Genomic DNA, 26460 nt, shown 5'->3' with positions numbered 1-26460 from the left:
GTGGGCAGCGATCGCCTGGTGTCGCTCAACTTCGAGGCGAACCAGCCCGGCCTGAATGGCCTCACCAGCGGCGGCCAGCCGACCCACTATCAGGTCAACGGCAACGTCATCACCCTGCTGGATGCGGGCGGCAAGACCATTCTGACCGTGACCCTGGGGCTGGATGGCAAGTACCAGGTGGTGCTCGACGGCGTGCTGGATCAACCGGTCAGCACCAACAGCGTCAACCTGGGGTTGCAGGTGCAAGGCACCGATTTTGACGGGGACAAGAGCAACCTTGGCACCCTCAATATTCATATCACCGACGGCGTGCTGCCCCAGGTCGACCCCGTCTCCCTCACCCTGGTGGAGGACAGCGACTGGAGCGCGGCCCAGACCCTCACCGGGGATCTGGCCATCACCGCCGGGGCCGACCCTCTGGTCAACATCGCATTCGATGCCAGCCAGCCCGGCCTGCAGGGGCTCACCAGCGGCGGCCAGCCCGTGGTCATCACCATCAGCGGCAACAGCATCAGCGGCACCGTCAACGGCCAGAACGTCTTCACGTTGACGCTGGATCAGAACGGTCACTACGTCTTCACCCTGAACCAGCCGCTGGATCAGGGGAGCGCAGACAGTCTGCTCAAGGCGGGCTTTACCCTGACCGACAGTGACGGAGATAAAGTCTCCTCCACCCTGAGCGTTGCCATCGGCGACGGGGCCAATCCGGTCATCAGCGCCGTGACCGGCACCGAGATGACGGAGGCGAACCAGGGGGCGAAGGATGTGGTGAGCCACATGAGCTTCACCGTGAGCCACGGGGCTGATGCGCTCGACACGAGCAGCCTCAAATTCGATATCGCCGCCATTCAGCAGAGCCTGGATGGCAAGTACAGCAGCCACGGCAGCCCGGTTACCTTCACCCTGGACGCCAACGGCGAACTGGTGGGGACCAGCGCCGACGGCCGCGAGGTGCTGCGGGCCGAGCTGGATTTGGTGGAGAGCAACGGCAACTGGAGCGTCACCGCCAAGGTGACCCTGGGGGCCGAGCTGGATCACCAGGGCAGCGAATCCCTTGACCTGCCGCTCACCGTCACCCTGACCGACAAGGATGGGGACAGGGTCTCCACCGACTTGCCGCTCACCATCAAGGATGGCCATGCCCCGCACTTCGTGGCGGGCAGCGGGGTGAGCCTGGATGAGCGCCACCTCGACGGCCACAACACCCTGACCGGCACTGGCCACTTCCAGGTCAATGCGGGCTCGGATCGGGTGAGCGAGGTGTCGTTTGCCGACATCAGCGAGCAACCAGCCCTGACCGCGTTGGGGCAGAGCGTCAAATACGAGCTGGTCGACGGCGATGCCAGCATCCCGGGCAACCAGGTCCTGAAGGGCTATGTGGAAGTCAATGGCCAGCGCGTCGAGGTGCTTCAGGTCGAACTGGTGGGCAAGCTGGACAACGCCGCCAGCAACGGCTTTGACTATAAGGTGACCCTGTTCGAGGGGGTTCACCAGAGCGGCAACACCGCGACCGACCTGCCGTTCAAGCTCAACATCGTCGACAGCGACAAGGGCAGCGGCAACAACGATAGCACCACGGGTACCCTCAACATCCGCATTTCGGAAGGGGACAAACCGACCCTCACCCTGACCGGCGTGACGGTGAGTGAAGGGCGCTTCGACGGCGTCGGCAACAACCAGACCGGCGATGATCAGCATGCCAGCGGCACCCTGACCATCACGGCGGACTCCGATCCCGTGGTGGACGTGCGGCTGACCCTCTCGGGCCAAGTCGTGGATGGGAGTGGCAAGGCCATCACCCACAACGGCGAGACCCTCACCTGGCAAGAGGTGGCGGGCAGCAATGGCCACGGTTTCCAGGCAGTGACTGCGAGCGGCACCCTGGTGCTGACGGTGACCCTGCCGAGCGTGCCGGGGCGCATCGAAGCCCATACCCAGACAACCCTCGATTACCAGGTGACGGTACACACCAACCTGGATCACGGTGCCGACGACAAGCTCAACCTGAGCCTGCCGGTCAAGGTGACCGACAGCGACGGCAGCGTGATCACCGGCAGCACCACGGCGGTGATCACCGATGCGGCGGATCCTGTGATCACCGCCATCGAGGGGGTGACCGTCAAGGAGTCGGACCTCAACGGGGGCAGTGGCCAGCATGGGGGTACCAGCCCGTCAGGCACGGGAGAGGTTGCCATCGGCCAGGTGACGATCGCCGCCGGGAGTGACCGGGTGGTTTCCCTGCAACTGGATGTAGCCCGCTTCAACGCCCTCAATACCCTGACGTCGGGGGGCAAGGCGGTCACCATAGGGGCAGACAGCCAGCCGGGTGTCTACCTTGGCAAGGACAGCGCAGGCAAGCTCATCTTCAAGCTGACCCTGGATGTCTCCGGCCGCTACACCTTCGAGCTGACCGGCAATCTGGATCACAGCGTCCAGGGCAAGGATCTGCTGGATATCCAGCTGCCATTGCAGGCACGGGACAGTGACGGGGATCTGAGCGCCGAAGTGATCGGTCATGTGAGCGTGCAGGACGACGTGCCGGTGGCCGTCGATGCCGGCAAGACCCTGAATGAAGGGGCGAAAGTGACCGGCGATCTGCTGGCCACTGCCAGCGAGGGGGCGGATGATGCGGTGGTGAGAGCGGTGACCATCAATGGCACCGAGCACCCCATCGCCGCCACGGGCAACACCACCATCTCGGTGACAGATGGCACGGGGCAGATCATCGGCACCCTGGTGATCAATGCCGAGGGTGACTACAGCTTCACCGCCAAATCAGGCATCGATCACAGCAACAGCACCCTGGTACAGCAGATAGGCTTCCACCTGGTGGATGGCGACGGAGATACCGACGACGGTCTTCTGACCCTGACCATCCGGGACGAGGCTGGCAAGCTCACCGTGAGCGCAGTCACTGGCCAGGAGGATGCGGGGGCGAGCGATCCGGGCCAGGGGATCCCCATCACCATGAACCTGGATGTGGGGGATTTCGATCGGGGCGAGCATGTGGAGCAGTTGCTTATCCAGGCGCCAGCCAACGCCCAGGGCACCTTCTATTTCAACGGCGTCGCACTGACCACCATCACCCAGGGGGGCAAGACCTGGTATGAGGTGCCGCCGGCGGCCATGGTGGCGGTGGCCAACACCGATGACAAGTTCCAGCTCACCGGTGTCACTTTTGTGCCGAACCACGACTACTCGAGCTACAACAACGGAGGTGCTGCGCTGCGCTTCCCGGTGCAGTTGCAGGTGGGGGTCACCGAGGGGAGCAAGCCCCCGGTGCTGACCGGCAATCTGGACATCACGGTGCAGGGCATTGCCGACAAACCCCTGTGGGATGCGGGCAGCACGCACCAGCACTACACCACGGACGAGGACAGCAGCGGCATCGCCCTCAACGTCAAGGCGGGTCTCACCGATACGGACGGCTCCGAGACCCTGAGCTACCAGATCAAATGGGCGTCCGGCCAGGGCACGCTGACCCTGAACGGCAAGGTGCTCACCCCGGGGGCGAACGGCCTCTATACGGTGGCCGGTGGCGACATCAACAAGGTGACGGTGGTGCCCGGCAAGGACTACAGCGGTGACATCAAGCTCATTGTGACCCCGGTCAGCACCGAGAAGACCCCGGTGGTGACCGGCAAGGAGACGGCCCTCGGCGATCCGCTGGAGGTGATTGTCAACGTGAACCCGCTGGCGGACGACGCCAAGCTGACGGTGCGCGAGATCCAGGGCAAGGAAGATACCCTGATCGATCTGGGCAGCAAGATTGGGCTCGCCCATCTGGGAGACACCACAGATGGCTCCGAGCAGCTGTTCGTGCGCATCAGCGGCCTGCCCGCCGGTGCCACCCTGCTGCTGGGTGGAGTGGCGGTCACCCTGGATGCCAACGGCTATTACGAGGTGCCCTATGACCGCATCAATGACCTCAAGCTGCTGCCGCCCAAAAACAGCAACGTCGATTTCGATCTCACCATCAAGGGGGTGGTGAAGGACACCGCCATTCTGACCGATGCCAGCGGCCAGACCCACACCGTGGTGAACGAGAAGGAGACCGGCAGCCAGAGCCTGCACGTGGATCTGGTGGGGGTGGTGGATGAACCCCATTTCGATCTCAATACCACCGACTGGACCCAGGATGGCAACGGCTACAGCATCACCATCCAGGAGGATGGCCGGGCGCCCCTTGACTTCAAGCTCACCTCGGGGGAGTGGACGGATACCCCGCTCGATCACTCGGAAACCCTCAACCTGGTGCTGGAAGGGCTGCCGGAAGGGGCCAAGGTATTCGACGGCAGTGGCAAGGAGCTGACCCTGACCTTCGCCGGGCTCGATGGCAAGGGCAATCCTCTCTATCAGGTGGATGTGACCAGCCTTGGCAACCTGGAGATCCAGCCACCCCCCAACAGCACCGCCGATCTGCACCTGGTCGGCCACGTGGTGGTGACCGAAAATGACGGCGACCACAAGAGTTTCGACGTGCCCCTCACCATCAAGGTGGAGCCGGCCATCGACGCTACCGACTACGCCAAGACCAGCCATGGCCTGGAGGATCAGTTCACCGTCCTCGACTGGCAGCCTGACCTGACCGACGGCGCCGAGAAGGTGACCCACCTCAGCCTCTCCGGTATCGAACCCGGGTATGAAGTCTGGATCCGCGTGGGTGGGGTCGAGACCCAGCTGACCGTGAGCGGCGGCGCCGTGGACTTGAGCGACGCCGAGCTGCAAAGCCTGCTCGGCGGTGGCCAGCTGCTGGTGAAAGGGCCCGAAGACAGCGACAGGGACACCACCCTCCAGAGCCATGTCACGGTGACACAAGTGGATGTGGACTCCAGCGCCACTGCCCAGAAGGTGATCGACGGCACCCTGCATGTGGATATCCAGGCGGTGGTGGAGCCCGATGGCAACCTGGTGCAGACCGGTCAGCTGGAGAGCCCGGACGGGCACGACATCCCGCTGGACGGCGTCTTCGTGTTCGAGGATCTGGACCCCAGCAGCGATGAGGTCATCGACTACCTGGTGATCAGCGATCTGCCCCCCGGCTTCGTGGTGGTGGGCGGCATCAACGATGGCAAGGGCAACTGGACGGTGCCCCACGACGCCCTCGGCAGTTATGCCTTGCGCTCGCCGGATGGCTTCACCGGCACCGTCACCTTCAAGGTGAGCGCCAGGGTGGTCGACCTTGGTGACAACAACGAGGGGGATATGAGCGCCCCGGCCTATCGGGAGATCACCGCCAGCGCCGACTTCCATGGCGCGACCCACTCGGGTCAGGTGGCCGCCGATGTCGATTTTGACAACAGTACCCCCATCACCGGGGTGGAGGATCACGGCGTCAACTTCGGCAGCCAGCTCAAGCAGATGGTGACCTTGGGCACGGCGGACATCGGGGACGACGAGCTCAGCATCGTCATCACTGGTCTCCCTCCGGGCGTCAACGTACAGGGGCTCACCTATGACTTCGTCAACGGCGAGTACCTCATCAAGCTGCCGGGCGGCCTCGATGATCTCGACCGCCTGACCCTGACCCTGCCGCAAGACTATGCCGGTGACGGCCTGCACTTCAATGTGCGCCTGGTCAACACCGACACCGTGAGCGGTGACACCAAGATGGTGGAGAAGGACGTCACCCTCTCCATCACCCCGGAGGTGGACATCAACGGCGGGGCGGACGGCCTGCCGGAGCTGCAACTGAACGTGAAGGACGTAAACGGCGACGGCCAGCCTGACAACCTGGAAGACACCGACATTCATCTCGATCTCTCGGTCAAGCTCGCCGACATCAGCCCCTCGGTGGCCGATGGCGGTCTCGAGACCGTGGAGCAGGTGGTCGTGACCGTGGATCCCCAATATGGTCACTTCCTCGACAAGAACGGCCAGCCGGTTTCCACCCTCACGGTGAACGACCCGGCGGATCTCAAGGATCTGGTGTTCGTGCCCAAAGAACACTTCAGCGGCAAAGTGCCGCTGGCGGTGACGGTGGATATTCTCGATACCGCCACCACGGGCACGGATCGGGGGAGCTGGAGCGGCAACGTGAGCTTCGAGGTGCTGCCGGTGAACGATCCGGCCAACCTCACGGTCCAGAACGTCACGGGCCAAGAAGATGGCAGCGTGAGCCTGGGGGGGCTGGGGGCCAGCCTCATCGACAACGATGGCTCCGAGCAGATCGTCGGGCTGCAGATCAAGGGGGTACCGGATGGCTTCACCCTGTCCGCCCCGGCGGTCAACAACGGCGGTGGGGTGTGGCAGGTGCCTGTGGGCACCGACTTCTCCAAGCTGACCCTGATCCCGCCTGCGGACTTCAGCGGCACCGTGGATCTGACCCTGAGCGCCTTCACCCTGGACAAGGGGCTGACCCTGCCCCTTGAAACCAGTGCGGGCTTCACCGTCACCGTCAATCCGGTGGGGGATGCAGTCATCACCGACATGCAGGAGCAGGCGAGCGGCACCGAAGGGGATGTGATCACCCTGAACCTGGGGGTGGAGACCCGGGATACCCAGGCTACCGGCGGCAATGCCGGCAATGTGCACGAGAACGAGCCCGAGCAGGTGCGCGTCACCCTGGAAGGGGTGCCGGACGGGGCAGAAATCCGCCTGCCGAGCGGGGTGAGCGGCACCGTAGTGGATCTCGGCGGTGGCCGCTGGCAGGTCACCACGGATGGCGGCAAGCTCGACGCGGTGGAGCTCGTGACCAACGACGCCAACGGCGCCATGGCGATCAAGGTGACGGCCCAGAGCCTGGACAACGGCGCCCTCGGCCCCGAAGTGAACGGCACCATCCATCTCGATGTGAGCCCGGTCAACGACGCCCCCGTCAACGTGCTGCCCGATGATCCCCAGGTGGCACAGGAGGACGAGCCGTTCATCATCCAGGGTCTGCAGGTCAAGGACGTGGATGCGGGCAACGGCATCATGGAAGTGCGCCTCTCGGTGGAGCACGGCACCCTGACCCTGCCGGCCGGGAGCGGCGTGACCCTGACCGGCAACGGTACCGGCGATGTGGTGCTGACCGGCACGCTGGCGGATCTCAATGCCCTGCTCTCGGGCGGCGTCACCTATCAGGGCGACCCGGACTTCCATGGCAATGACGCCTTGACCATGGTGACGGACGATAGGGGCAATACCGGCAGCGGTGGCGCCCTGAGTGACACCGATGTGCTGCCCATCCTGGTACAACCGGTCAACGATGCCCCCGTCAACCAGCTGCCAACGACGCCCCAGGTGGCGCAGGAAGATCAGCCCTTCACCATTCACGGGCTGCAGGTGAGCGATGTGGATGCGGGCAACAGCCCCCTCTCTGTCACCCTCTCCGTGCTGCACGGTACCCTGGAACTGGCGGCGGGCAGTGGCGTGACGGTGAGCGGCAGCGGCAGCAACACCCTGGTGCTGAGCGGTTCCCAGGATGCCATCAATGCCTTGCTCGCAGGGGGCGTGACCTATCAGGGCGAGCAGGACTTCAATGGCCAGGATGCCCTGACCATGGTGACCAATGATCTTGGCAACACCGGCAGCGGTGGCCCCCTGAGCGATACCGACGTGCTGCCCATCGAGGTCGAGCCAGTCAATGATGCCCCTGTCACCCAGGTGCCGGGCTCATTGCAGGTGAAAGAGGATGGCTCCCTGTCGCTCACCGGGATCAGCGTGAAGGACGTGGATGCGGGCAGTGCGCCCATCTCCATGGTGCTGCGGGTGGAGCACGGTGTGCTGACCCTGCTGGGGGCGGCAGGCGCCGTCTCGGTGCAGGGGGCGGGGACCAGCGTGGTGACCCTGGTCGGGTCGCTCGATGATCTCAACGGTCTGTTGGCAGGCAACCTGCACTACGAGCCAGCCAGGGACTTCTGGGGTCAGGACAACCTGAGCATCACCACCTCGGATCAGGGCAATACCGGTGCCGGTGGCGTCCTGACCGACAGCGCCCAGATTGCCATCCAGGTGACGGCCGAGCCGGACGATCCCCAATTGGGGGTCGGCACCCACGATATCCTTGCGTTGCAAGGGGCCTGGGTGCCGCTCAACCTCAGCGCCAGCGTGGTCAATCCGGCCCCGGGTGAGCTGTCGGTGCGGATCCAGAACCTCGGCAGCGCCCAGGTGGTGGACGAGCACGGCCAGAGCGTCGGCCACGCGGATGGCAACGACTGGTTGCTGCCGATGGACCAGTCCGTGCCCATCTACCTCAAGGATCTGCCGGCGGGGGATCATGCCCTCACCCTGAGTGCCGAATCCAGCCTGGGTGGCGGCACCCTGAGCTCGGCCACGGAGACCATCACCATCCACAGCCAGAGCGGTCACGATCTGCTGGGCTCGGATCAGGGGGACTGGCTGTTCGGCTCCTCCGGCAATGATCGCCTCCTGGGCGGCATGGGAGATGATGTGCTGCGGGGCGGTCAGGGCAATGACATCCTGACCGGTGGCGCCGGCAGCGATCTCTTCGTGTGGGGCAGTGGTGACGAGGGGACGACGGCCTCTCCGGCGATAGACACCATCACCGACTTCCGTCCCCAGGAGGGGGACAGGATCGATCTGGCGGACCTGCTCAAGGGGGTGACCGACAACAGCGTGGATGGCCTGCTGGGTCATCTCCAGGCATCGGTGACCAGCACCGGCAATGGCCTGAGTGACGTGAGCCTGTCGGTCTCCCCGGCGGGGGATGGCAATGTCACCCAGCAGATCACCCTGAAGGACGTGGATCTGAGTGGCTGGAACCTGAGCGGCTCCTCCTCTCACGACATCCTGCAATCCATGCTGGATCAGCACAGCCTGATCATCCAGCACCCCTGATGGGGTGAGATTATGCAAAGAGCCGGCGAATGCCGGCTCTTTTTTTGGCTGAATATGCTGGCTTGATATTTCCCGGTGGTGGTAATGGGAGATGGATTTTAACGGGGTGGGTGTTGTTGCTGCTTTTCACTGTGTGGGTAGTTCAAACAACCAAAGGAATTCGCCGCCCGGGCCTCCCATCGGGCTGCCCGGGCGGCGTCAGGGCCTTGCCGCGCCGATCCCGGTCAATGCCAGCCAGAGGGGGCGCAGGCATTGACCGGGGCGTGTCGCTTCCAAGCCGGTGCCCGTGATGATGGGCGGACCGGGGGGATGGCGGTCAGGCCAGCGCCCGTGCCAGCAGGTGCACCGGGTGTTCGCAGCGAAACGCCGTGCTCATCTCGATCTGCCACTTGCAGGTCTCGCAGTCGGTGATGACCAGATCGGGCTTGAGCCGGTTTATCTGATCGAACAGCCCCTGGCCGATGGCCTGGCTGGTGTCGTAGTTCTCGGACTTGAAGCCGTAGGTGCCGGCGATGCCGCAGCACTGGGAGTCCAGCACCGTCACCTTGACGCCGGGGATGGCCCGCAGCAGCTCGAGGGTGTAGATGACGCCCCCCATCTTCTCCAGGTGGCAGGGGGTGTGGTAGGCGATGTGCAGATTGAGGGGCTTCATGGCCGGTTTGTTGCCCTTGTAGAACTCGTTCCACAGGAAGCGGGTCACCAGGGAGATGCGATCCCGCACCTTGTGGTTGTCCTGCTCCAGCAGGTGGGGATATTCGTCCCGCAGGGTGAAGCCGCAGGTGGAGGAGGTGGCCAAGAGCGGCATCTCGTTGCCGAGCAGGGTGTTCTCCATCTGCTGGATATTGAAGGCCGCCTGCTGCCTGGCCTTGTCCATGAAGCCGTTGGCAATCAGCGGCACGCCGCAGCACTTCTCCCGCGCAAGCAACTGGACACCGATGTTCATGGCGTTGAGCACCTGCACCAGCTCCTTGCCGAGCTGGGGGTGGTTGTAGTTCACATAACAGCCGTGGAAGTAGGCGATCTGGCGCGCAAAGCGGGCCTGAGTCGCTTTCTGCTTCTTGTACCAGCCGCGGAAGGTGCCTTGTGAGTATTTGGGCAAGTCCCGGTGGGAGGAGACCCCCAGCGCCTTGTCCAGCACCTGCTTCATCGGCTTGAGGCCGGTGGTGAAGTTGACCACTGGGGCCATCAGGGTGGACATGCTGCCCATCAGATCCGTGTGGGAGAGCACGAACTCGCGGATCCCCGGTTTGAAGCCGCTGTACTGGTGCTTGGCCTTGGCGATGATGTCGCCGATGCGCACCCCGCTCGGGCAAGCCACTTCGCAGCGCTTGCAGTTGGTGCAGTACTTGAGGGCGCTGTCAAAGAGCTCGGGGCTCTTGATGCGCAGCCGCTCCCCATCCGGGCCCGCCTGCTTGGGGCCGGGGTAGGCCGGGTTGGCCTTGGCCACCGGGCAGTAGGCGGTACAGACGGTGCATTTGATGCACTGATCGAAAGTCTGGTTGGCATGATCCAGTAGCATGTCAGTTCTCCTCCCGTTGGGTGTGAAGGCACGGGATATGGGGCGAAATCATCATTGGGCTGAACTCAAAATGTGACCGGCGGCCTGCCAGCCGGTGGCGACCGCGACACCTGAGCCAGAGCCCTCCTTGGATTGGGCATCGTCGTGGGCCAGCACGCCGTGTCGTTGGAGTGGGAATATGTGATTCATCTCAGCCCTCCGCCAGAATATGGCCAGCGGCTTGCCAGCCGGTGGCAACGGCCACGCCGGAGCCGGAACCTTCTTTAATGGGGTCATAGTGCGCGAGCACGCTGCCGGCGCCGTAAAGGTTGGTGAGGGGCCTGCCGCCGCGCAGCACCCGCAGCCGCTCGTCGGTCTTGACCCCGAAGCCCATGAAGGGGTGGTGGTCGAACAGGCGGCGGCCGGCCCAGGCGTCGCGCTCGGCAAGGCTCAGTACGTCGGCATCGAAGATGGGTTCACGAATGCCTCCGAGGCGCGACTCCAGCCCGCGGCTGAAGAAGCTGCCGGAGGCGAGCACGAAGTGGTCCGCCTCGAACAGCTGATCCTCCCCGTGCTGGCTGTGCACCCCGATCACCTTGTCGCCGTCATAGCGGGCGCCCAGCACCCGCTCGCTGGTGAGGAAGGTGCCGCCAAGGGCCATGAAGCGGCGCTTGAGGGCCTCCTGCATCCGCATGCCGATGAGGGACGGCGGCATGGTGGCCACCTCCTTGATGGTGCAGCCGGTGCGCCGTTCCAGCTCGCTCAGACGCGGGCCGACCAGCCCCAGCGACAGGCAGGCGGGCAGCACGATATGGCGACAGCCGGGCACACCGCATCCCTGCACCATGCGGCTGATCTCGCGGGCCAGATCCGCCAGCAGGTCCTGCTGGCCAGGCCCCTGCTTGTCGAACAGGCGGGCGATGTCGGCGGTGCGAAACTCGTGGGGATTGCGGCTGAACTGGGCGAGCTGGGGCAGGCGAATTTCCCCGGTCAGGATGCGGCTGTGGGCAAAACGGGCGTGGGTCGCGAGATTCGCCGCCGCGAGCGCCGGGTGAAAATCGCGAAACCCTTCCAGGGTGGCGAGCAGGATGGCGTCCGGGGCGGGGGCATCGGTCATGCAGGCGCAAGTGTCGGGGGAGAGCCAGGTGGCTTTGAGGGTGCCGATGGGGGTCAGCCGCTGGTGGTTGTGTTCCTGGCGCATCAAGGGTAGCCCCTCTTCTGCGCAGTGGCGTTGCAGGTCGGCCAGACTCCCCTCGATATTCTGCATCCCCACCTTGCTGTAAGGGTGATCCGGATGGGCCGCCATGAAGGCGGGCAGGGCGGCGCGGGGATCCCCGTCGCTCTCCAGCAGATCCACCGAGCCGGAGGAGAAGTGCAGGGCGCTTTGGCCGGAAGCCATCAGCAGGGTCTTCTGGCCGGCCTCGGCGAGGCGCAGGGCTGCGGAGAGGCCCGCCATGCCGCCGCCGATCACGATGCTGTCAAATTTCATGGCTGCGCTCCTTGGTGGAATTGGCGGTGCTGGCATCAAGCGGGAAGGGGGGCTCGCTCACTAGGTGGGGGGCCGTCCACTCGCCAAGGCCAAACAGCCCTTCGTAGATCCAGTAGGTAAATTCGGCTTCGCGCAGGGCATCGCCCCACAGCACCGGCCGGGTGCCCTTGTAGCGCTCCTCCAGGAACTGGCGCAGCATGACGCAGGCCTGACGGCCGTCCGCCTTGCCGTACTCCTGCATCAGGCCGGCGGCGCGATAGGCGCACAGCTCCCCCTGACAGGGACCCATGCCGAGGCGGGTGCGGCGGCGCAAGTCCACCAGGTTGTCCACGTCGAGCTCGCGCAGGGCGTATTCAATCTCGCCCGCGGTGACCATCTCGCACTCGCAGATGAGGGCGTTGGCCTTGGGGTTGTCGCGGAAAAAGGCGATGACCCGCTCGCCGTGGCGGTACTGGGCCGAGCCTTCGGCGGGTACCGAGAGGCCGGGGGCGGAGACCTTCTCCGGATCCCGCGAGCCGGGCAGGCTCAGCTCGGCGGTGCGGCAGGGCTTGCTGTTGCCAAGCTTTTTGGCAAGCAAGTCGGTGGCCCATTCGGCCATCAGCCGGTAGGTCATCAGCTTGCCGCCTGTGATGGTGTTGAACCCCTTGAGGCCGTCACGTTCGGCGTGATCCAGCAGCACGATGCCGCGGCTGATGTTGCGGCCGGACTCGTCGCCATCCACCGCCACCAGGGGGCGAACGCCGGCGTAGGCCCGCAGCAATCGGGTGCGGGCCATGATGGGGGCCAGTTTTATCCCCTCGCGCAGCAGCACCTCCACCTCTTCGGGCTCGACGGTGAGCTGGTCAATCTTGTGGTAATCGATGCGACTCGACGTGGTGCCAATGAGGGAGATGGTATCGCCCGGCACCAGGATGTCCGCGTCCGCCGGTTTGCGGCAGCGGTTGAGCACCAGCTGGTTGAGGCGGTAATCCATGATGAGCAATGAGCCCTTGGCGGGGAACATGCGGATGCCGAGGTCGGCATACTCGCAGATCTGCTGGCCCCAGATGCCGGCGGCGTTGATCACCTCCTGGCACTCCACCTCGAACGCTTCGCCGGTGCGGGTGTTGATGGCCTTGACCCCGTGCACCCTATCCTGGGTGCGCAAAAGCCCCAGCACCTTGCTGTGAGTGAAGATGCGGGCGCCGTGCTCCTTGGCGTCCAGCACGTTGGCGGCAGCCAGACGGAAGGGGTCGACCGTGCCGTCCGGCACCTGGATGGCACCGATCAGCGCCGGGTTGACGTTGGGTTCAAGGCGCAGCGCCTCGGCGGGATCCAGCTGGCGGGCGTCGATGCCTGCCAGGGCGCAGGCGTCCATGAAGGTATTTTGAAAATGGATGTCATCTTCCGGCAGGGTGATGAAGAGGCCGCCGGTGTCCTCGACGCAGTGGCTGGCGATCCGCTTGAGGATGCGGTTCTCCTGAATGCATTCGCGGGCGGACTCCTGATCCGTCACCGCGTAGCGGGCGCCGGAGTGGAGCAGGCCATGGTTGCGGCCCGTGGTGCCGGCGGCGATGTCGTCCCGCTCAAGTAGGATGCAGTCGATGCCGCGCAGCGCGCAATCGCGCATGATGCCGGCGCCGGTGGCGCCCCCCCCTATGATGACGACTTGTGTGGTGATTCTTTTCATTCGTGCCCATCTCATCTCTTCCAGATGAGGCCAGTGTGGCGCCTCCACGACGTAAAATGTTTGATATGGGCCAAATTAATGCTCGTAAACGCTCATTAAGTGTGAGGCGATGAGCGAAATGTGATGAACCTCACGTCACCGTCGAGGCGGGCAGGGGAAAGCATGACGGGAGGGGAGAAGGCCAGCCCGGGGGCTGGCCAGAGGGCGGCGTGGGGGAAACCTCAGCCGCAGCACTTCTTGAACTTCTTGCCGCTGCCACAGGGGCAGGGGTCGTTTCGCCCGACCCGCAGCGGCGCCGGATCCTGCTCACCGTCGGTGTAGACCCAGCGCCCCTGATGGCGCACGAAGCGGGAGCGCTCATGGAGGCAGTGACGTTCGTCCCCCTCAAGGAACCAGGCCTTGAATTCCACCATGCCGAGGATGTCATCGGGGCCGCCCTGGCTGGCGAGGATCTCGAGGCCATCCCAGCGGGTGTCGGTCGATGAGAGGTCGGCCGCGGTCAACCCGTTCAGATAGTCCGGGTGCCAGCTGTGTACCAGATATTCTCCCAATCCCAGCACGAAGGCGCTGTAGCGGGATCGCATCAGCTGCTCCGGGGTGGCGGCGGGCTGGCCTGCGTGGAGTACACCGCAGCACTTGGCAAGAAAAAGAGAGGAACCGCAAGGACATAGGTTCATGAGTCAGCTCATCTGGTCGATAATGAAAGGTGGCGGGATTGTAGCGAACGCACTTCCCTTTCGGCCAGCTTCCCATGCCGTTTAGGCAGACATCATGCAGCAATGAACACAGCACAAAGGGTGACACAATGACACTTAAGCAGAAGATCCTGTTACTGGGGGCCATCCCCGTGCTGCTGATGGCCCTGGTGGTCAATCTCAGCAACTACCTGGTGGCCAGGAGCGATCTGGAGTCGGATCTGGTGGTGGCGCGGGAGAGGGCAATCAAGGAGCGCAAGGCGCTGCTCAGCAGTTATCTGATGCTGGCCAAGACGGCCATCGAGGGCAGCTACGGCAAGCCTGACAGCCCCGAAGTGCGCCAGCAGGTGAAGGAGATATTGCGGCCGCTGCGCTATGGCAGCGACGGCTACTTCTTCGTCTATGACTATCAGGGCAATACCGTGCTGCTGCCGACCCGGCCCGAGATGGAGGGGAAGAACCGCTGGCAGGACAAGGATACCAAGGGTGCCTTCCTCATTCAGGGGATCATCAAGTCGGCGCGGGAAGGAGATGGCTTCTCGGAGTACTGGACCAACAAGCCCTCTATCGGGCGGGATGCCCCCAAGCTCTCCTTCAACCTGGTGCTCGACAAATATCAGTGGGTCGTGGGCACGGGCTTCTACATCGACGACATCGACAACGAGCTGGCCACCCTGCGCAGCGAGCGGGAGGAGACCATGTATGGCTCCCTGAAAACCGGGGTGCTGTTCATCCTGGTGATCCTGGGGGTGACCCTGGCGGCCACCGTGGTGATCGGCAACCGGGTCACCCGCCCGCTGGCGGATGCGGTTGCCGCACTCAATGACATCGCCGACGGGGACGGGGATCTGACCCAGCGCCTCAAGGTGCAGAGCAAGGACGAGGTGGGGCAGCTGGCCGCCGCCTTCAACCGCTTCGTCGAGCGGATCCAGTCGGTGGTGAGCCAGGTGGGGGAGACCAGCCACCAGTTGCTGGGGGCCGTGGATCGGCTGCATAGCCTGAGCGAGCATGCGGACAGACAGATGCAGGGCCACGGCAAGGAGACGGATCAGGTGGTGACCGCGGTGACCGAGATGAGCTCCACCGCCCAGGAGGTGGCGGCGAGCGCCTCCAACGCCGCCAGCGCCACCAGCGATGCGGCCCGTGAGTCCGATGCGGCCCGCGGCGTGGTGAACAGCGCCATCGGCAGCATCAACCGGCTGGTGGACGAAGTGCATGTGGCGGCCGGGGTCATCGAACAGCTCGCCCACGAGACCGGCAAGATAGGCTCCGTGGTGGAGGTCATTCGCGGCATCGCCGATCAGACCAACCTGCTGGCCCTCAACGCCGCCATCGAGGCGGCCCGGGCGGGCGAGCAGGGGCGCGGCTTTGCGGTGGTGGCGGATGAGGTGCGATCCCTCGCGGGCCGTACCCAGCAGAGCACCAAAGAGATCAACGAGATGCTCCAGCGCCTGCAGGGCGGAGTGAAACAGGCGGTGGAGGTGATGCAGGCCAGCGAGGCACGCAGCCAGGAGACGGTGCAGGAGGCGAGCCACATCGCCAGCTCCCTGGACAGCATGGTGGCGGCGGTCGGCACCATCAACGACATGAACATCCAGATCGCCACGGCCGCCGAGGAGCAGCACGCGGTCTCCGAGGAGATCAACAAGAACCTGGTGGCCATCCAGCAGATCGTCAGCGAGCTGACCGAGGCGTCCGGGGAGTCCAGCACCACCACCCGCGCCCTGGCAGGCACGGGTGACAAATTGCGCCAACTCGTCTCCCGCTTCCGTTACTAATCACATTTTTGCCGTCTGGACAGGATTTCCAGACGGCAAATTTGGGGATCGGCGCAGAATGTGTGAAAATCGCGCCATTCGTTCCTTTCGTTAGCCCCAACCCTATGAATGAGATCGTGAAAGGCAGTATCGATTTGATCCGTCAGCTCAACTACGGCCTGGTCTATGCCAGCCTGGAGGAGCACAAGGAGCTGTCCCGTACCGATCTGTCCCGTCTGACCGGCCTGTCGCCTGCCAGCATCACCAAGATCACCCGCGAGCTGCTGGACGGCGGCCTGGTGGTCACCTGCGGCGAGAGCTCGGTGGGGCGTGGCCGTCGCCAGACCCTGCTGCGCATCAACGAGCGCCGCTTCCAGTTTCTCTCCATGCGCCTGGGGCGCGGCTATGTGGACATGGCCCTGTTTGACCTAGCTGGTCACTCCCTGGCGCGCCATCGCCATGTCTTCAACGAGACTGAGCGTGCCGAGCTGCTGGCCAGCCTGGTGCGGGCCATCGAGGGCTTTTTGCCCAAGAAGGCGCTGCGTCTGGCCTGCATCGCCCTCTGTCTGCCTGGCCAGGTGGAGCGCCACTCCGGCATGGTCAAGCATTTTCCCTATTACGATCTGCGCAACTGGCCCCTCGGTCCCACCCTGCAGGAGGCCTTCTCGGTACCCGTGCTGGTGAGCGGCGACGTGCGCACCTGGATCCAGGCCGAGCGGGAGTGGGGCGCCGCCAGGAACTGCTCGGATGCGGTGCTGGTGTTCGTGCACAACGACATCGGGGTCGGCATGGTGGTCAATGGCCAGCTCATCGAGAGCGAGTCGGCTCTGCTCGGGGATCTCAGCCACCTGCAGCTCGAACCCTATGGCCAGCGCTGCTACTGCGGTGGCTTCGGCTGCGCCTGCACCCTGGTGACCAATCAGGCGCTGGAGGCGCAATATCGGGAGCTGCGCGAGCGGATGCAGGAGTTCGATCTGCCCGAAAGCGTCACCATCCGCGAGCTGTGCGAGCTGGCGCTGGCCGGCAACAGCCTGTGTCAGGACATCCTGCACCAGGCGGCGGGCCGCCTCTCCCGGGTACTGGCGAACCTCATCTGCCTGCTCAACCCGGGCAAGCTGCTGCTCGGGGGGGAGATCACCCGGGCCGATCGATTGCTCTTCCCCATGTTGCACCAGTCCCTGGCAAGCCAGTTGCCCGCCGAGTACCTGGTGCGCCTGCAGATTGAATCCACCCACTTCTACGAAGATCCCACCAAACCCACCTCGGTGCAGGTGCACAAGGCCCTGCGCGATGGCAGTCTGCTGCTCGACTTGTTGCGAGGCGACAAGGAGGCATGAGGCTCGGGTTGCAAGGACGCTTCCTGCTCATTCTCTGTCTGGTCAGTCTGTTGCAACTGGTGTTGCTGAGCGGTGCCAGCTACTACTATGTCGCCGAGCAGCGCTACCGTGAGGTGGGGGATCAGGCCCTGGATGTGGCACGGCTGGTGGCGCGGGAGTCCGGCGTCATCGCCGGGGTGAAGCGGGCGGATACGGTCCGCCTCAATGCCCTGGTGGAGCGGATCCGCGCCGAGGTCGGGGCCAGCTACATCGTCATCGGGGACAGGCAGGCACGCCGCCTGGTGCACCCCAATGCGGACCGGATTGGCAAAGCCATGGTGGGGGATGATCCCGAGCGTGCCCTGCAGGGAGAAGCCTATATCTCCAGGGCCCAAGGGTCCCTTGGGGTCTCGGTGCGCGGCAAGGGGCCCATCCGGGACGAGATGGGCAAGATCATCGGGGTGGTGTCGGTCGGCTATCTGGTGCGGGACATCGATGCGGATCTGCAGGGCTATTTGCGCTTTGGCCTGGCCATGACATTGCTCATTGTGGTACTCAACAGTGTCGCAGCCGCCTGGCTGGCCCGGCGCTACAAGAAGGCGATATTCGGCTTTGAACCCGAGCAGATGGGGCGACTCTATGCGGAGCTCGACTGTACCCTGCGCACGGTGCGCGAGGGGATCCTCACCATCGACGAGCAAGGGCGCCTCACCTCCCTGAACCCCAACGGCATCAAGCTGCTGCGCCTGGACGACACCACCGCCAGGAGCGCCATCGGCCAGCCCATTGGTCACCTGCTGCCGGGCAGTCGCATGCTCTCCATCCTGCAAGAGCAGACCCCCCAGTTTGACGAGGAGATAGTGCTCAACGGCCAGTCCCTCATCGTCAACCGCTTGCCGCTGGTGCGCGAGGGCAAGCTGATCGGCGCCGTGTCGAGTTTTCGCCGCAAGGACGAGCTGGCGGAACTCAGCGCCCAGCTCTCCCAGGTGCAGGCCTACAGCGATCTGCTGCGGGTGCAGACCCACGAGCACAACAACCAGCTCGGGACCATCGCCGGCCTCATTGAGCTCGGTGCTACCCGGGAGGCGCTCGCCTTCATCGGGCGGGAGGCGGCCACCGAGCAGACCCTGCTCGGCTTCCTGATGGGGGCCATCGCCAAACCCAAGGTGGCGGGGTTGCTGCTCGGCAAATACCACAGGGCCCACGAGCTCGGTCTTGAACTCGTGATCGATCCCGATGCCCGTCTGCACGATATTCCTGCCCGTGTCAGCGGTTCCCAGCTGGTAACGGTGCTGGGCAACCTCATCGACAACGCCTTCGAGGCGACCCGCCGCCACGGTGCGCCCTATCAGCCCATCCGGGTTTCCCTGAGCGATCTGGGGCAGGATCTGGTGCTGGAGGTGGAGGATGGGGCTGGCGGCATCGACCCGCAGTTGGCGGACAGGTTGTTCGAACAGGGGGTCAGCAGCAAGCCCGAGCCAGGACACGGTATCGGGCTCTCCCTGGTGCGCAAGACCCTGGATGCCCTGCAGGGGGAGATCACCATCGAAGCCACGACGCAGGGAAGTTGCGTCGTCTGTTACATTCCCAAGGAGGTGTGAGTGATCAAGATCCTGATCGTCGAGGATGATCCCGCCATTGCCGAGATCCACCGCCGCTTCGTGCAGCGCCTCGCCGGTTTTGAGGTGCTGGGGGTGGCGTTGACCCTGTTCGATGCCAGGGAGCAGATAGGGATCCTCCGGCCCGATCTGGTGCTGCTGGATGTCTGGCTGCCCGATGGAGAGGGGTTCTCGCTATTGAGAGAGCTGCGCCAGGCGGGGGCGAGTCTGGATGTGATCCTGCTCACCGCGGCGCGGGAAGCCGCTGCCCTGCAGGAGGCGATGCGCCTCGGGGTGGTGGATTTCATCTTGAAGCCCGTGGTGTTCGAGCGCCTGCGCGACACCCTGGAGAAGTACCGTCAGAGCATCGCCGCCCTGGCGGCGTTGGCCGACATCGATCAGCAGGCGGTGGACACCCTGTTCGGTACGCCGTTGCAGCAGGTGGCGGCAGAGGGACTGCCCAAGGGCATCGATGCTCTCACCCTGCAGCGGGTGCTGACGGCCCTGACTCCGGAGGCCGCCAGTGCCGAGGAGATAGGCAGCCGTATAGGGGTGAGCCGGACCACGGCACGCCGCTATCTGGAATTTCTGGTGGGGCAGCAACTGGCGAGCCCCGAGCTCGAATATGGCACCGTCGGGCGGCCGGAGCGGCGTTACCGCAAGCCGTGATCCGATCGCCCGGAACCTGTTGTCCAGACAAGAAAAGAGCGCCTTTCGGCGCTCTTTTTATCAGGGTTTGCTTCCCATGGGCATCAAGGTCTCTGCGCGTGATGGTCAGGGTTCAGAGGTGGCAGAGGCTCATCGATTCAGTGGCTGGTGGCAGGCTCCCCCTTGGGGGCCCGGCGAGCCTGCCACCACTGCCAGACGGGCAGCAGCAACATGGTCAGGGTGATCACCGTGAAGGCGAGGGTGATGGGGCGCTCCCACAGGAAGCTCAGGCTGCCGTCGTTGATCACCAGGGCCCGGCGCAGGTTGTCCTCCAGCATGCCCCCCAGGATGAAGCCGAGCAGCATGGGGGCCATGGGGAAGGTGAGCAGGCGCAGGCCGATGGCGATCAGTGCAACGATGGCCATCACATGGATGTCCATGGTGTTGAAGGAGACCAGATAGACCCCGGTCAGGGAGAACAGCAGCACCATGGGGATGAGCACGGGGCGCGGCACCGCCAGTACCCGGGCCAGGTAGGGGATGAGGGGGAGGTTCAGGATCAACAGCACCACGTTGCCCAGATACATGGAGATGATCACCGACCAGAAGACATCCGGATGCTCCATGAACAGACGCGGGCCCGGCTGGATGCCGTAGGCCACCAGAGCGCCCAGGATGAGGGCCGTGGTGCCGGAGCCCGGGATCCCCAGGGTCAGCAGGGGCACGAAGGAGCCGGTGGAGGCGGCGTTGTTGGCCGCTTCCGGAGCGGCCAGGCCGCGCAGGCTGCCCTTGCCGAACTGCTCCTGGCGCTGCTTGCCGGCGATGTTGCGCTCGGCGCCATAGGCCATGAAGGCAGCGATGGTGGCACCGGCTCCCGGCAGCACGCCGATGAGAAAGCCCAGCACCGAGGAGCGGGCGATGGGAGGCGCGATTTCCCTGACCTCTTCCTTGCTCAGCTTGAGGCTGCCGAGCTGCTGCATCTGCCTTGCCTCTTCCTCGCTGTTGTCCTTGCCGGGGCGCAGCACCGCCATCAGGATCTCCGCGAGGGCAAAGGTGGCCATGGCCAGCAGCAGGAAGGAGAAGCCGTCACGCAGATCCGGCAGCCCGAAGGTGAACCTGTCCACCCCGACACTGCGGTCGATGCCGATGGTGGAGATCATGATGCCGAACAGCGCCATGATCAGCGCCTTGAGCACCTGCCCCTTGCCGGCAAAGGCCGCCACGGCGGAGAGGCCCAGCACCATGAGGGCGAAGTAGTCCGCCGACTGGAAGGAGAGGGAGACCTTGGCGAGCAGGGGCGCCGCCACCATCAGCATGATGGCGGAGAGGGTGCCGCCGGTGAAGGAGGCGTAGGCGGCGATGGCCAGCGCCTTGCCCGCCTGTCCCTTGCAGGCCAGGGGATAGCCGTCGAAGGCGGTGACCACGGTGGCGGAGCAGCCGGGGGCGTTGATCAGGATGGAGGAGGTGGAGCCCCCGAAGATGGCGCCGTAATAGACCCCCGCCATCAAGATGATGCCGGAGGCCGGATCCAGGCCATAGGTGATGGGGATCATCAGGGCGATGGCGGTGACCGGGCCAAGGCCCGGCAACATGCCGATAAAGGTGCCGATGAAGCAGCCAAGCACCACCATCATCAGGTTGACCGGCAGCAGTGCGGTGCCGAGTCCTTGCAAGATTCCGTCTAACATGGTGACTCCTTAGAAACCGAGCAGGGTGAACAGGCGACCCGGCTCCAGATAGACGTTGAGCCCCTTGGTGAGCAGGGCCCAGAAACCGATGGAAAAGGGGACGCTGATCATCAGGCCGTAGCGCAGGCTGGGCTCACCGAGCACCCGGATGCCCACGCTCAGGAAGGCGATGGTCGAGAGCACGAAGCCAAACCAGGTGAGCCCCAGTCCGTAGATGACCATGAGCCCGAGCAGGATGAAGACCCGGCGCCAGTCCCCCTCTTCCCGGCGCAGGGGCTCGCCCCCGGGGAAGAGCACCAGCAGCAGGGAGAGCAGCGCCCCGATCCCGGCCAGGGCATAGGGCAGGGTGCTGGCGGTGAAGGGTTCGTATTCGTCGCCGGGGTAGCCCGGTATCTCGGTGGCGTAGTAGCCATAGGCGAGGGAGAGCAGCAGAAACAGCAGACCCCCCAGTCGCTCCTTGGTAATGTTCATCTTTTGACTCCAACATGAGCGGCGGGCCTGCGCCCGCCTGCGATGGGACAGCGAGGGTTATTTGATGAAGCCGAGCTCGCGCATCAGGCCGCCGATCTGCTGCTCCTGGCCGTCAAGGAAGGCGGTGAACTCGGGACCGGACTGGTAGAGGTTGGTCCAGCTGTTGCGGCTGCGGACCACTTCCCACTCCGGCTTGTCGTACATCTGCTTGAGCAGGGCGGCAAACTCGGCGGATTTCTCCGGGCTGATGGTGGGGGAGGCGAAGTAACCGCGCCAGTTGGCGAAGACGGTGGGGTTGTTCTGCTCGCTGAAGGTGGGGATCTGCTCCGCCCCCGGCAGGCGTTTGTCGGAAGTGACCCCGAGGATCCGCATCTGGCCTGACTTGACCGCTTCCATCGCCTCGCCAAAGCCGGTGGAGATGGCCTGGGTCTCTCCGGCCAGCACGGCGGCCATGGCGCTGCCACCGGCATCGTAGGCGACGTAGCGCAGCTTGCTGGCGTCAGCCCCGGCGTTCTTGAAGGTCAGGGCGGCGACCAGGTGATCCAGGCTGCCACGGGCGGAGCCCCCGGCGATCTTCACCTTGGCCGGGTTCTCCTCGTAGGCGGCCAGCAGCTGGGCCCAGTTCTGATAGGGGGAGTCCGCTTTCACCGCCAGTGCCTGGTAGTCGGCGATGATGGCGGCCACTGGCGTCAGGTCACGGAAGGACTGGGGCAGCTCCTTGGAGAGGGATTTGACGATGATGGGGGTGGAGTTGACCATCAGGGTCTTGTCGGACTGGGCCGAGGTCTCGATGAGGTGGGCGATGGCCTTGGCGCCGCCACCGGCGGACATGTTCTGGTAGGAGACGGTCTTGACCAGACCGGACTTGGCCAGCACTTCACCGGTGCCGCGGGCCGTGGTATCCCAGCCGCCGCCAGCGCCGCCCGGGATCAGGAAGTGGACTTCGTTGATCTGGGCGTGGGCGCCGACGCTCAGTGCGAGCAGGCTACCGATCAGGGTGCGTTTGAGGGTTCCTTGCAACATGGTGCTCTCCTTGTGATTGTTGCAAGAAGGTTAATTAATCATGTCTGGCTGGAAAACAATCTGACCGTAATGGCTATTAAGGCTGTTGTGACCATTGTGTTCATTCTGGTCATGGGCCGAAGAGGGGCGCGCGCATAGAAACGAGGCGCTCGTGAGCGCCTCGTCCGGCAAGGCTCACTGGGTCGGTTTCGCCGCCGATGTGCTGACGTCCTCCTTCGCCTCCTGTTTCAGGGCATCGCTCGCCTGCTGGCGCAGGGCCACCTGCTCCATCACCAGCTTGTAGGCGATGTAGTACTTGTAGATGTTGCCCACATAGGTGACCGTCTCGGGGCCGATTTTCTCCGCCGCCACGTACTCGACATTGTGGAACCAGACGTTGGGATCCAGCCCCCGTTTTCTGGCCTCGGCGCGGAGCCGCGCCACCCGGGCGGGGCCGGCATTGTAGGAGGCGAACGAGAAGAGGGCCTTGTCGAGGGCGGTCATGGGCTCGTCCGCATAGTAGTGATCGATCATCCAGCGCATGTATTTGACGCCGCCGTGAATATTGGGCTCGAGCTGGCGTATGTCGCCGACCTTCAGCCCCTTGCCGGTGGCGGGCATGATCTGCATGATGCCGATGGCGCCCACATGGCTGCGGGCATGATGGTTGAGGGCGGACTCCTGGTAGCCCTGGGCCGCCATCAGCAGCCAGTCCATGTCATAGCGCTCGCCATATTCACGGAACAGCTCGACCACCTGCAGGAATTTCTTGCGCTCCGCCTCGGCGGCGGCGCTTTTGACGAACTTGTTCTGCTTGAGATAACGGGCCAGGATCTCGTCCCCCGTCGCCTTGCCGCGCAGCGCCTTTATCTGCTCGTTGAGCATGGCGAGCAACTGGGGGCTCTCCTTGCGCACCGCCCAGGCGATGACGCCCCCCTCCCGGAACACGGGGGTGTCGTGAATGGTGATCCCGGGGAAAATCTTTTGCCAGAAGCGGGCCTTGTGCTCGTCCATGACGATGAAGGGGAGCAGGCCTGCGTTCACCATCTCCACCAGATCTTCATCTTCGAGCACCTCCGAGGCGGGCTGGAGGTCGATGAGGGGCTCTCCCGCCGACTTGCGGGCCTGGTTGTAGGCGAGCAGGCTCTCGTAGTAGCTGGAGGAGGGGCGCACGAAGACGCGCTGGCCCCCGAGATCGGCGGCGCTTTCCACCTTGGGGGAGAGGGGGCCGGAGACGAGCAGCTCCCGCACGTTTTCAAGCAGGGGATCGGTGAAGGCGATACCCTGTTGCCTGCGTTTGTCCGTGATGGTGAGGTTGGCGGCGGCGATGTCGCCTTTGCCTTCGATGAGGGAGGTCAGCAGGGCTTCCCGGGCCACGGGAATGAAGACGAAGTGCACCTTGAGGTGGCGTTTGATCGCCTTTTGCTTGCGCAACTGTTCGTTGAGGCGCTTTTCCACCTGCATGAAGGCATCGTAGGTGGCCCCCCGTTGCACGCCCTTGGTGATGAAAAATCCTGTCTTGTTGTAGGTGGTGAGCACCCTGATGGTGCGCTGTTCCAGCATGACGTCGAGATCTCCCAGCCTGGGTTTGGCAAGCTCGTCGTTTTCAAAGCTCAGGGCGCTTTTCTCCGTCTCTGCTTCGGGGGCCACCTGCTTGCCGGATTCGGCCCCCCAGGCTGGCGTCAGGGAGCAGAACCACCAGATCACAATCATCCATGCGCGTTTCATCACTTACACCTCGCTCGTTTTATTGAGTGTAAGTGGCACCTTGTAGAGGATTTAGCTTATTGGGTTTGATAGACCCGTCCCCATAGCACGATTTTCACTATTCCATCCAGGAGTGCCCGCCCATGAAAAAAGGAGCCTCGAGGCTCCCTTTTTTCATGGGCGGGCAGGTACTCTGCGGCTAGAACCAGAAGCCGATGATGAAGGAGCCCGCCAGGGTCAGCATCACGTTGGCCACCGCATAGGTGCCGGCGTAGCCGAGCGCCGGGATGGAGCTGTTGGCCGCCTCGTTCACCACGTCCATGGCCGGGGCGCAGGTACGGGCGCCCGTGATGGCACCAAGTAGCAGGGCCGGGTTCATTTTCAGCACCCAGACACCGAACAGGTAGCCTACCAGCACCGGCAAGGTGGTCACCAGCATGCCGGAGAAGAGCACCACCATCCCCACTTCGCTCAGGTGATCGAGGATGCCGCCCCCCGCCTTGAGGCCGGTACTCACCATGAAGACGGCGAGCCCGAGATCCTTGGCAAGGCGCAGGGCGCCTGGTGGCACATAGCCCACCGTGGGGTGGTTGGCACGCAGGTAGCCCATCAGGATCCCCGCCAGCAGCAGACCGACGGCATTGCCGAGGCCGAACTCTATCTGGCCGAACACCAGGGAGACGGAGCCGATGAGCAGGCCCAGCACGAAGAAGGTGGCGAAGGCCACCAGATCCGTGGTCTGGCTGTGGATGCTGATGAAGCCTATCTTGTTGGCCAGCAGCTTGACCCGCTGCTTCTCGCCGCTGATCTGCAGCACGTCGCCCTTTTGCAGCATGATGTTGCGATCGAACGGCATCTCTATCTGGGAGCGCACCACCCGGTTGAGGAAGCATCCCTTCTCGGTGAGGTTGAGCTCCACCAGATGGCGACCCACCACGGCATCATTCTTCACCACGATCTCTTCGGTGACGATCTGCAGGTCAAGGAGGTTGCGATCGAACACCTCCTTGCCGTTGCGGTAGTTGACGTCGAGCTTCTCGTGGCTCTCGGGGTAGCCCACCAGGGCGATCTCGTCCCCTTCCTGAATGACGGCGTCACCATCGGGGCTGGCCAGAATGCCGTTGCGGCGAATGCGCTCCACATAGCAGCCTGTGTGGGGATAGATGCCGGTTTCGCGCAGGGTACGACCGCCGATCCAGGCGGCGAGCTCCGGGCCGACCCGATAGGCGCGGATGATGGGCAGATAGGTCTTGCGGCTCTCGCTGTCGGAGAGCCCCCGCTCGCGGGCGATCTTCTGGGCCTCGGTGTTGAGATCCAGCCTGGCCAGGGAAGGAAGGTAGCGCACCACCAGCATCAGGCCCACCAGGCCCACCAGGTAAGTCAGGGCATAGCCGATGCCCATGTTGTCGAGCACCGACTGCATGTCGGTCTGGTGGGGCAGGTTGAGCAATCCGCTTCGCAGGGCGTCCTGGGCCCCCACCAGGGCCGGCGTGGAGGTGAGGGAACCTGCCAGAATGCCGGCGGCCATGCCGGGCCCCAGATTGAAGAACTTGGCGAGCCCCACGGTCAGCAGCAGGGCCGACAGCAGGATCACCAGGGTCAGGGTGATGTAGTGGATGCCGTCGCGAAGGAAGACGCTGAAAAAGTGCGGCCCCGCTTCAATCCCCACGCAGAAGATGAACAGCATGAAGCCGACGTTTTCAGTGGAGGTGGAAAACTGGAATCCCATCTGGCCAAACAGCAGGGCGGTGAAGAGCACGCCTATGGTGTTGCCTATCTGGAAGTTGCCGATGCGTACCTTGCCCAGCAGCAGCCCGAAGGCCAGTACCACGAACAGCAGCAGGGAGTCGCTTTGATGTAGCAGTGTCACGAAATCTATGGTCATGCCCGGAAAAACCGAGGAAAAAAGTGGGGCCGATATTGTGCCGGATCCTGTATCAAGAAAGAAGCGCCAAAGCGGATTAACAGCCAGTTAAGTGCTGGTCTCTTCGGTGAAGATAGGGATGCGAGGGGGGGCTGGGGAAAACACCTCTATTTTACGCTGCAAGGCCCGCTGTCAATGAGTGAAATATGCTGTCGAGCCGGGAGGGGATGACGCTCCTGTGGACAATTTATTACCTGCTGCATGGGGAGCAAACGGG

Annotated in this window: 15 protein-coding genes; 5 read left to right on the top strand and 10 right to left on the bottom strand. The window is 64.1% G+C overall.

Going from position 1 to position 26460, the window contains the following annotated elements:
- Positions 1-18 precede the first annotated feature (18 nt).
- The gene (locus tag AB7E19_RS06745) at positions 19-8781 is read left to right on the top strand and encodes a type I secretion C-terminal target domain-containing protein (protein ID WP_427934773.1); all 8763 of its coding nucleotides are present in this window, start codon (positions 19-21) and stop codon (positions 8779-8781) included.
- A 316-nt stretch (positions 8782-9097) separates the two neighbouring features.
- Here AB7E19_RS06745 and glpC read toward each other — a convergent pair whose 3' ends face one another.
- From glpC to AB7E19_RS06720, 5 genes are all read right to left on the bottom strand, one after another.
- On the bottom strand, positions 9098-10300 hold the full coding sequence (gene glpC / locus AB7E19_RS06740) for an anaerobic glycerol-3-phosphate dehydrogenase subunit GlpC (RefSeq protein WP_427934771.1): 1203 nt from the start codon (positions 10298-10300) through the stop codon (positions 9098-9100).
- A gap of 51 nt (positions 10301-10351) precedes the next feature.
- Complete coding sequence (locus AB7E19_RS06735; protein WP_158657322.1) at positions 10352-10489, bottom strand: hypothetical protein; 138 nt, start codon at positions 10487-10489, stop codon at positions 10352-10354.
- A gap of 1 nt (position 10490) precedes the next feature.
- Entirely contained in the window at positions 10491-11768 is a 1278-nt protein-coding gene (glpB, locus tag AB7E19_RS06730) for a glycerol-3-phosphate dehydrogenase subunit GlpB (RefSeq protein ID WP_427934769.1), read from the bottom strand.
- Complete coding sequence (gene glpA / locus AB7E19_RS06725; RefSeq protein ID WP_103260241.1) at positions 11758-13437, bottom strand: anaerobic glycerol-3-phosphate dehydrogenase subunit A; 1680 nt, start codon at positions 13435-13437, stop codon at positions 11758-11760. The genes glpB and glpA overlap by 11 nt, the downstream gene beginning before the upstream one ends.
- Positions 13438-13658: 221 nt before the next feature.
- Positions 13659-14114 (bottom strand): YchJ family protein, encoded by a 456-nt coding sequence (locus AB7E19_RS06720; RefSeq protein WP_109111836.1) that lies wholly within the window; start codon positions 14112-14114, stop codon positions 13659-13661.
- 128 nt (positions 14115-14242) lie between these two features.
- On the opposite strand from AB7E19_RS06720, the gene AB7E19_RS06715 reads away from it, so the two are divergent.
- The 4 genes from AB7E19_RS06715 (at position 14243) to AB7E19_RS06700 (ending at position 19472) form a co-directional block, all read left to right on the top strand.
- The gene (locus tag AB7E19_RS06715) at positions 14243-15910 is read left to right on the top strand and encodes a methyl-accepting chemotaxis protein (RefSeq protein ID WP_010674921.1); all 1668 of its coding nucleotides are present in this window, start codon (positions 14243-14245) and stop codon (positions 15908-15910) included.
- 104 nt (positions 15911-16014) lie between these two features.
- Positions 16015-17226, top strand: a complete 1212-nt coding sequence (locus AB7E19_RS06710; protein ID WP_103260240.1) for an ROK family transcriptional regulator — start codon at positions 16015-16017, stop codon at positions 17224-17226.
- The gene (locus AB7E19_RS06705; protein WP_043155894.1) at positions 17223-18806 is read left to right on the top strand and encodes an ATP-binding protein; all 1584 of its coding nucleotides are present in this window, start codon (positions 17223-17225) and stop codon (positions 18804-18806) included. The genes AB7E19_RS06710 and AB7E19_RS06705 overlap by 4 nt, the downstream gene beginning before the upstream one ends.
- Positions 18807-19472 (top strand): response regulator, encoded by a 666-nt coding sequence (locus tag AB7E19_RS06700; RefSeq protein ID WP_010674918.1) that lies wholly within the window; start codon positions 18807-18809, stop codon positions 19470-19472.
- Positions 19473-19609: 137 nt separating this feature from the next.
- Here AB7E19_RS06700 and AB7E19_RS06695 read toward each other — a convergent pair whose 3' ends face one another.
- The 5 genes from AB7E19_RS06695 to AB7E19_RS06675 all read right to left on the bottom strand — a co-directional run bounded on the left by AB7E19_RS06695 (position 19610) and on the right by AB7E19_RS06675 (position 26204).
- Positions 19610-21139, bottom strand: coding sequence for a tripartite tricarboxylate transporter permease (locus AB7E19_RS06695; RefSeq protein WP_045524545.1), 1530 nt, complete (start codon positions 21137-21139; stop codon positions 19610-19612).
- A gap of 9 nt (positions 21140-21148) precedes the next feature.
- Positions 21149-21610, bottom strand: coding sequence for a tripartite tricarboxylate transporter TctB family protein (locus AB7E19_RS06690; RefSeq protein ID WP_005300329.1), 462 nt, complete (start codon positions 21608-21610; stop codon positions 21149-21151).
- Positions 21611-21667: 57 nt separating this feature from the next.
- The gene (locus AB7E19_RS06685; RefSeq protein ID WP_010674916.1) at positions 21668-22633 is read right to left on the bottom strand and encodes a tripartite tricarboxylate transporter substrate binding protein; all 966 of its coding nucleotides are present in this window, start codon (positions 22631-22633) and stop codon (positions 21668-21670) included.
- 174 nt (positions 22634-22807) lie between these two features.
- Positions 22808-24340, bottom strand: coding sequence for a lytic transglycosylase F (locus AB7E19_RS06680; protein WP_288212867.1), 1533 nt, complete (start codon positions 24338-24340; stop codon positions 22808-22810).
- A gap of 178 nt (positions 24341-24518) precedes the next feature.
- Entirely contained in the window at positions 24519-26204 is a 1686-nt protein-coding gene (locus AB7E19_RS06675) for an aspartate:alanine antiporter (protein WP_029314601.1), read from the bottom strand.
- Positions 26205-26460: the final 256 nt, after the last annotated feature.

This window comes from Aeromonas sp. (assembly GCF_050252055.1).
Classification (GTDB): domain Bacteria; phylum Pseudomonadota; class Gammaproteobacteria; order Enterobacterales; family Aeromonadaceae; genus Aeromonas; species Aeromonas caviae.
Note: the sequence above shows the minus strand (reverse complement) of the source record. Positions and strands in the feature narration are given on the sequence as shown.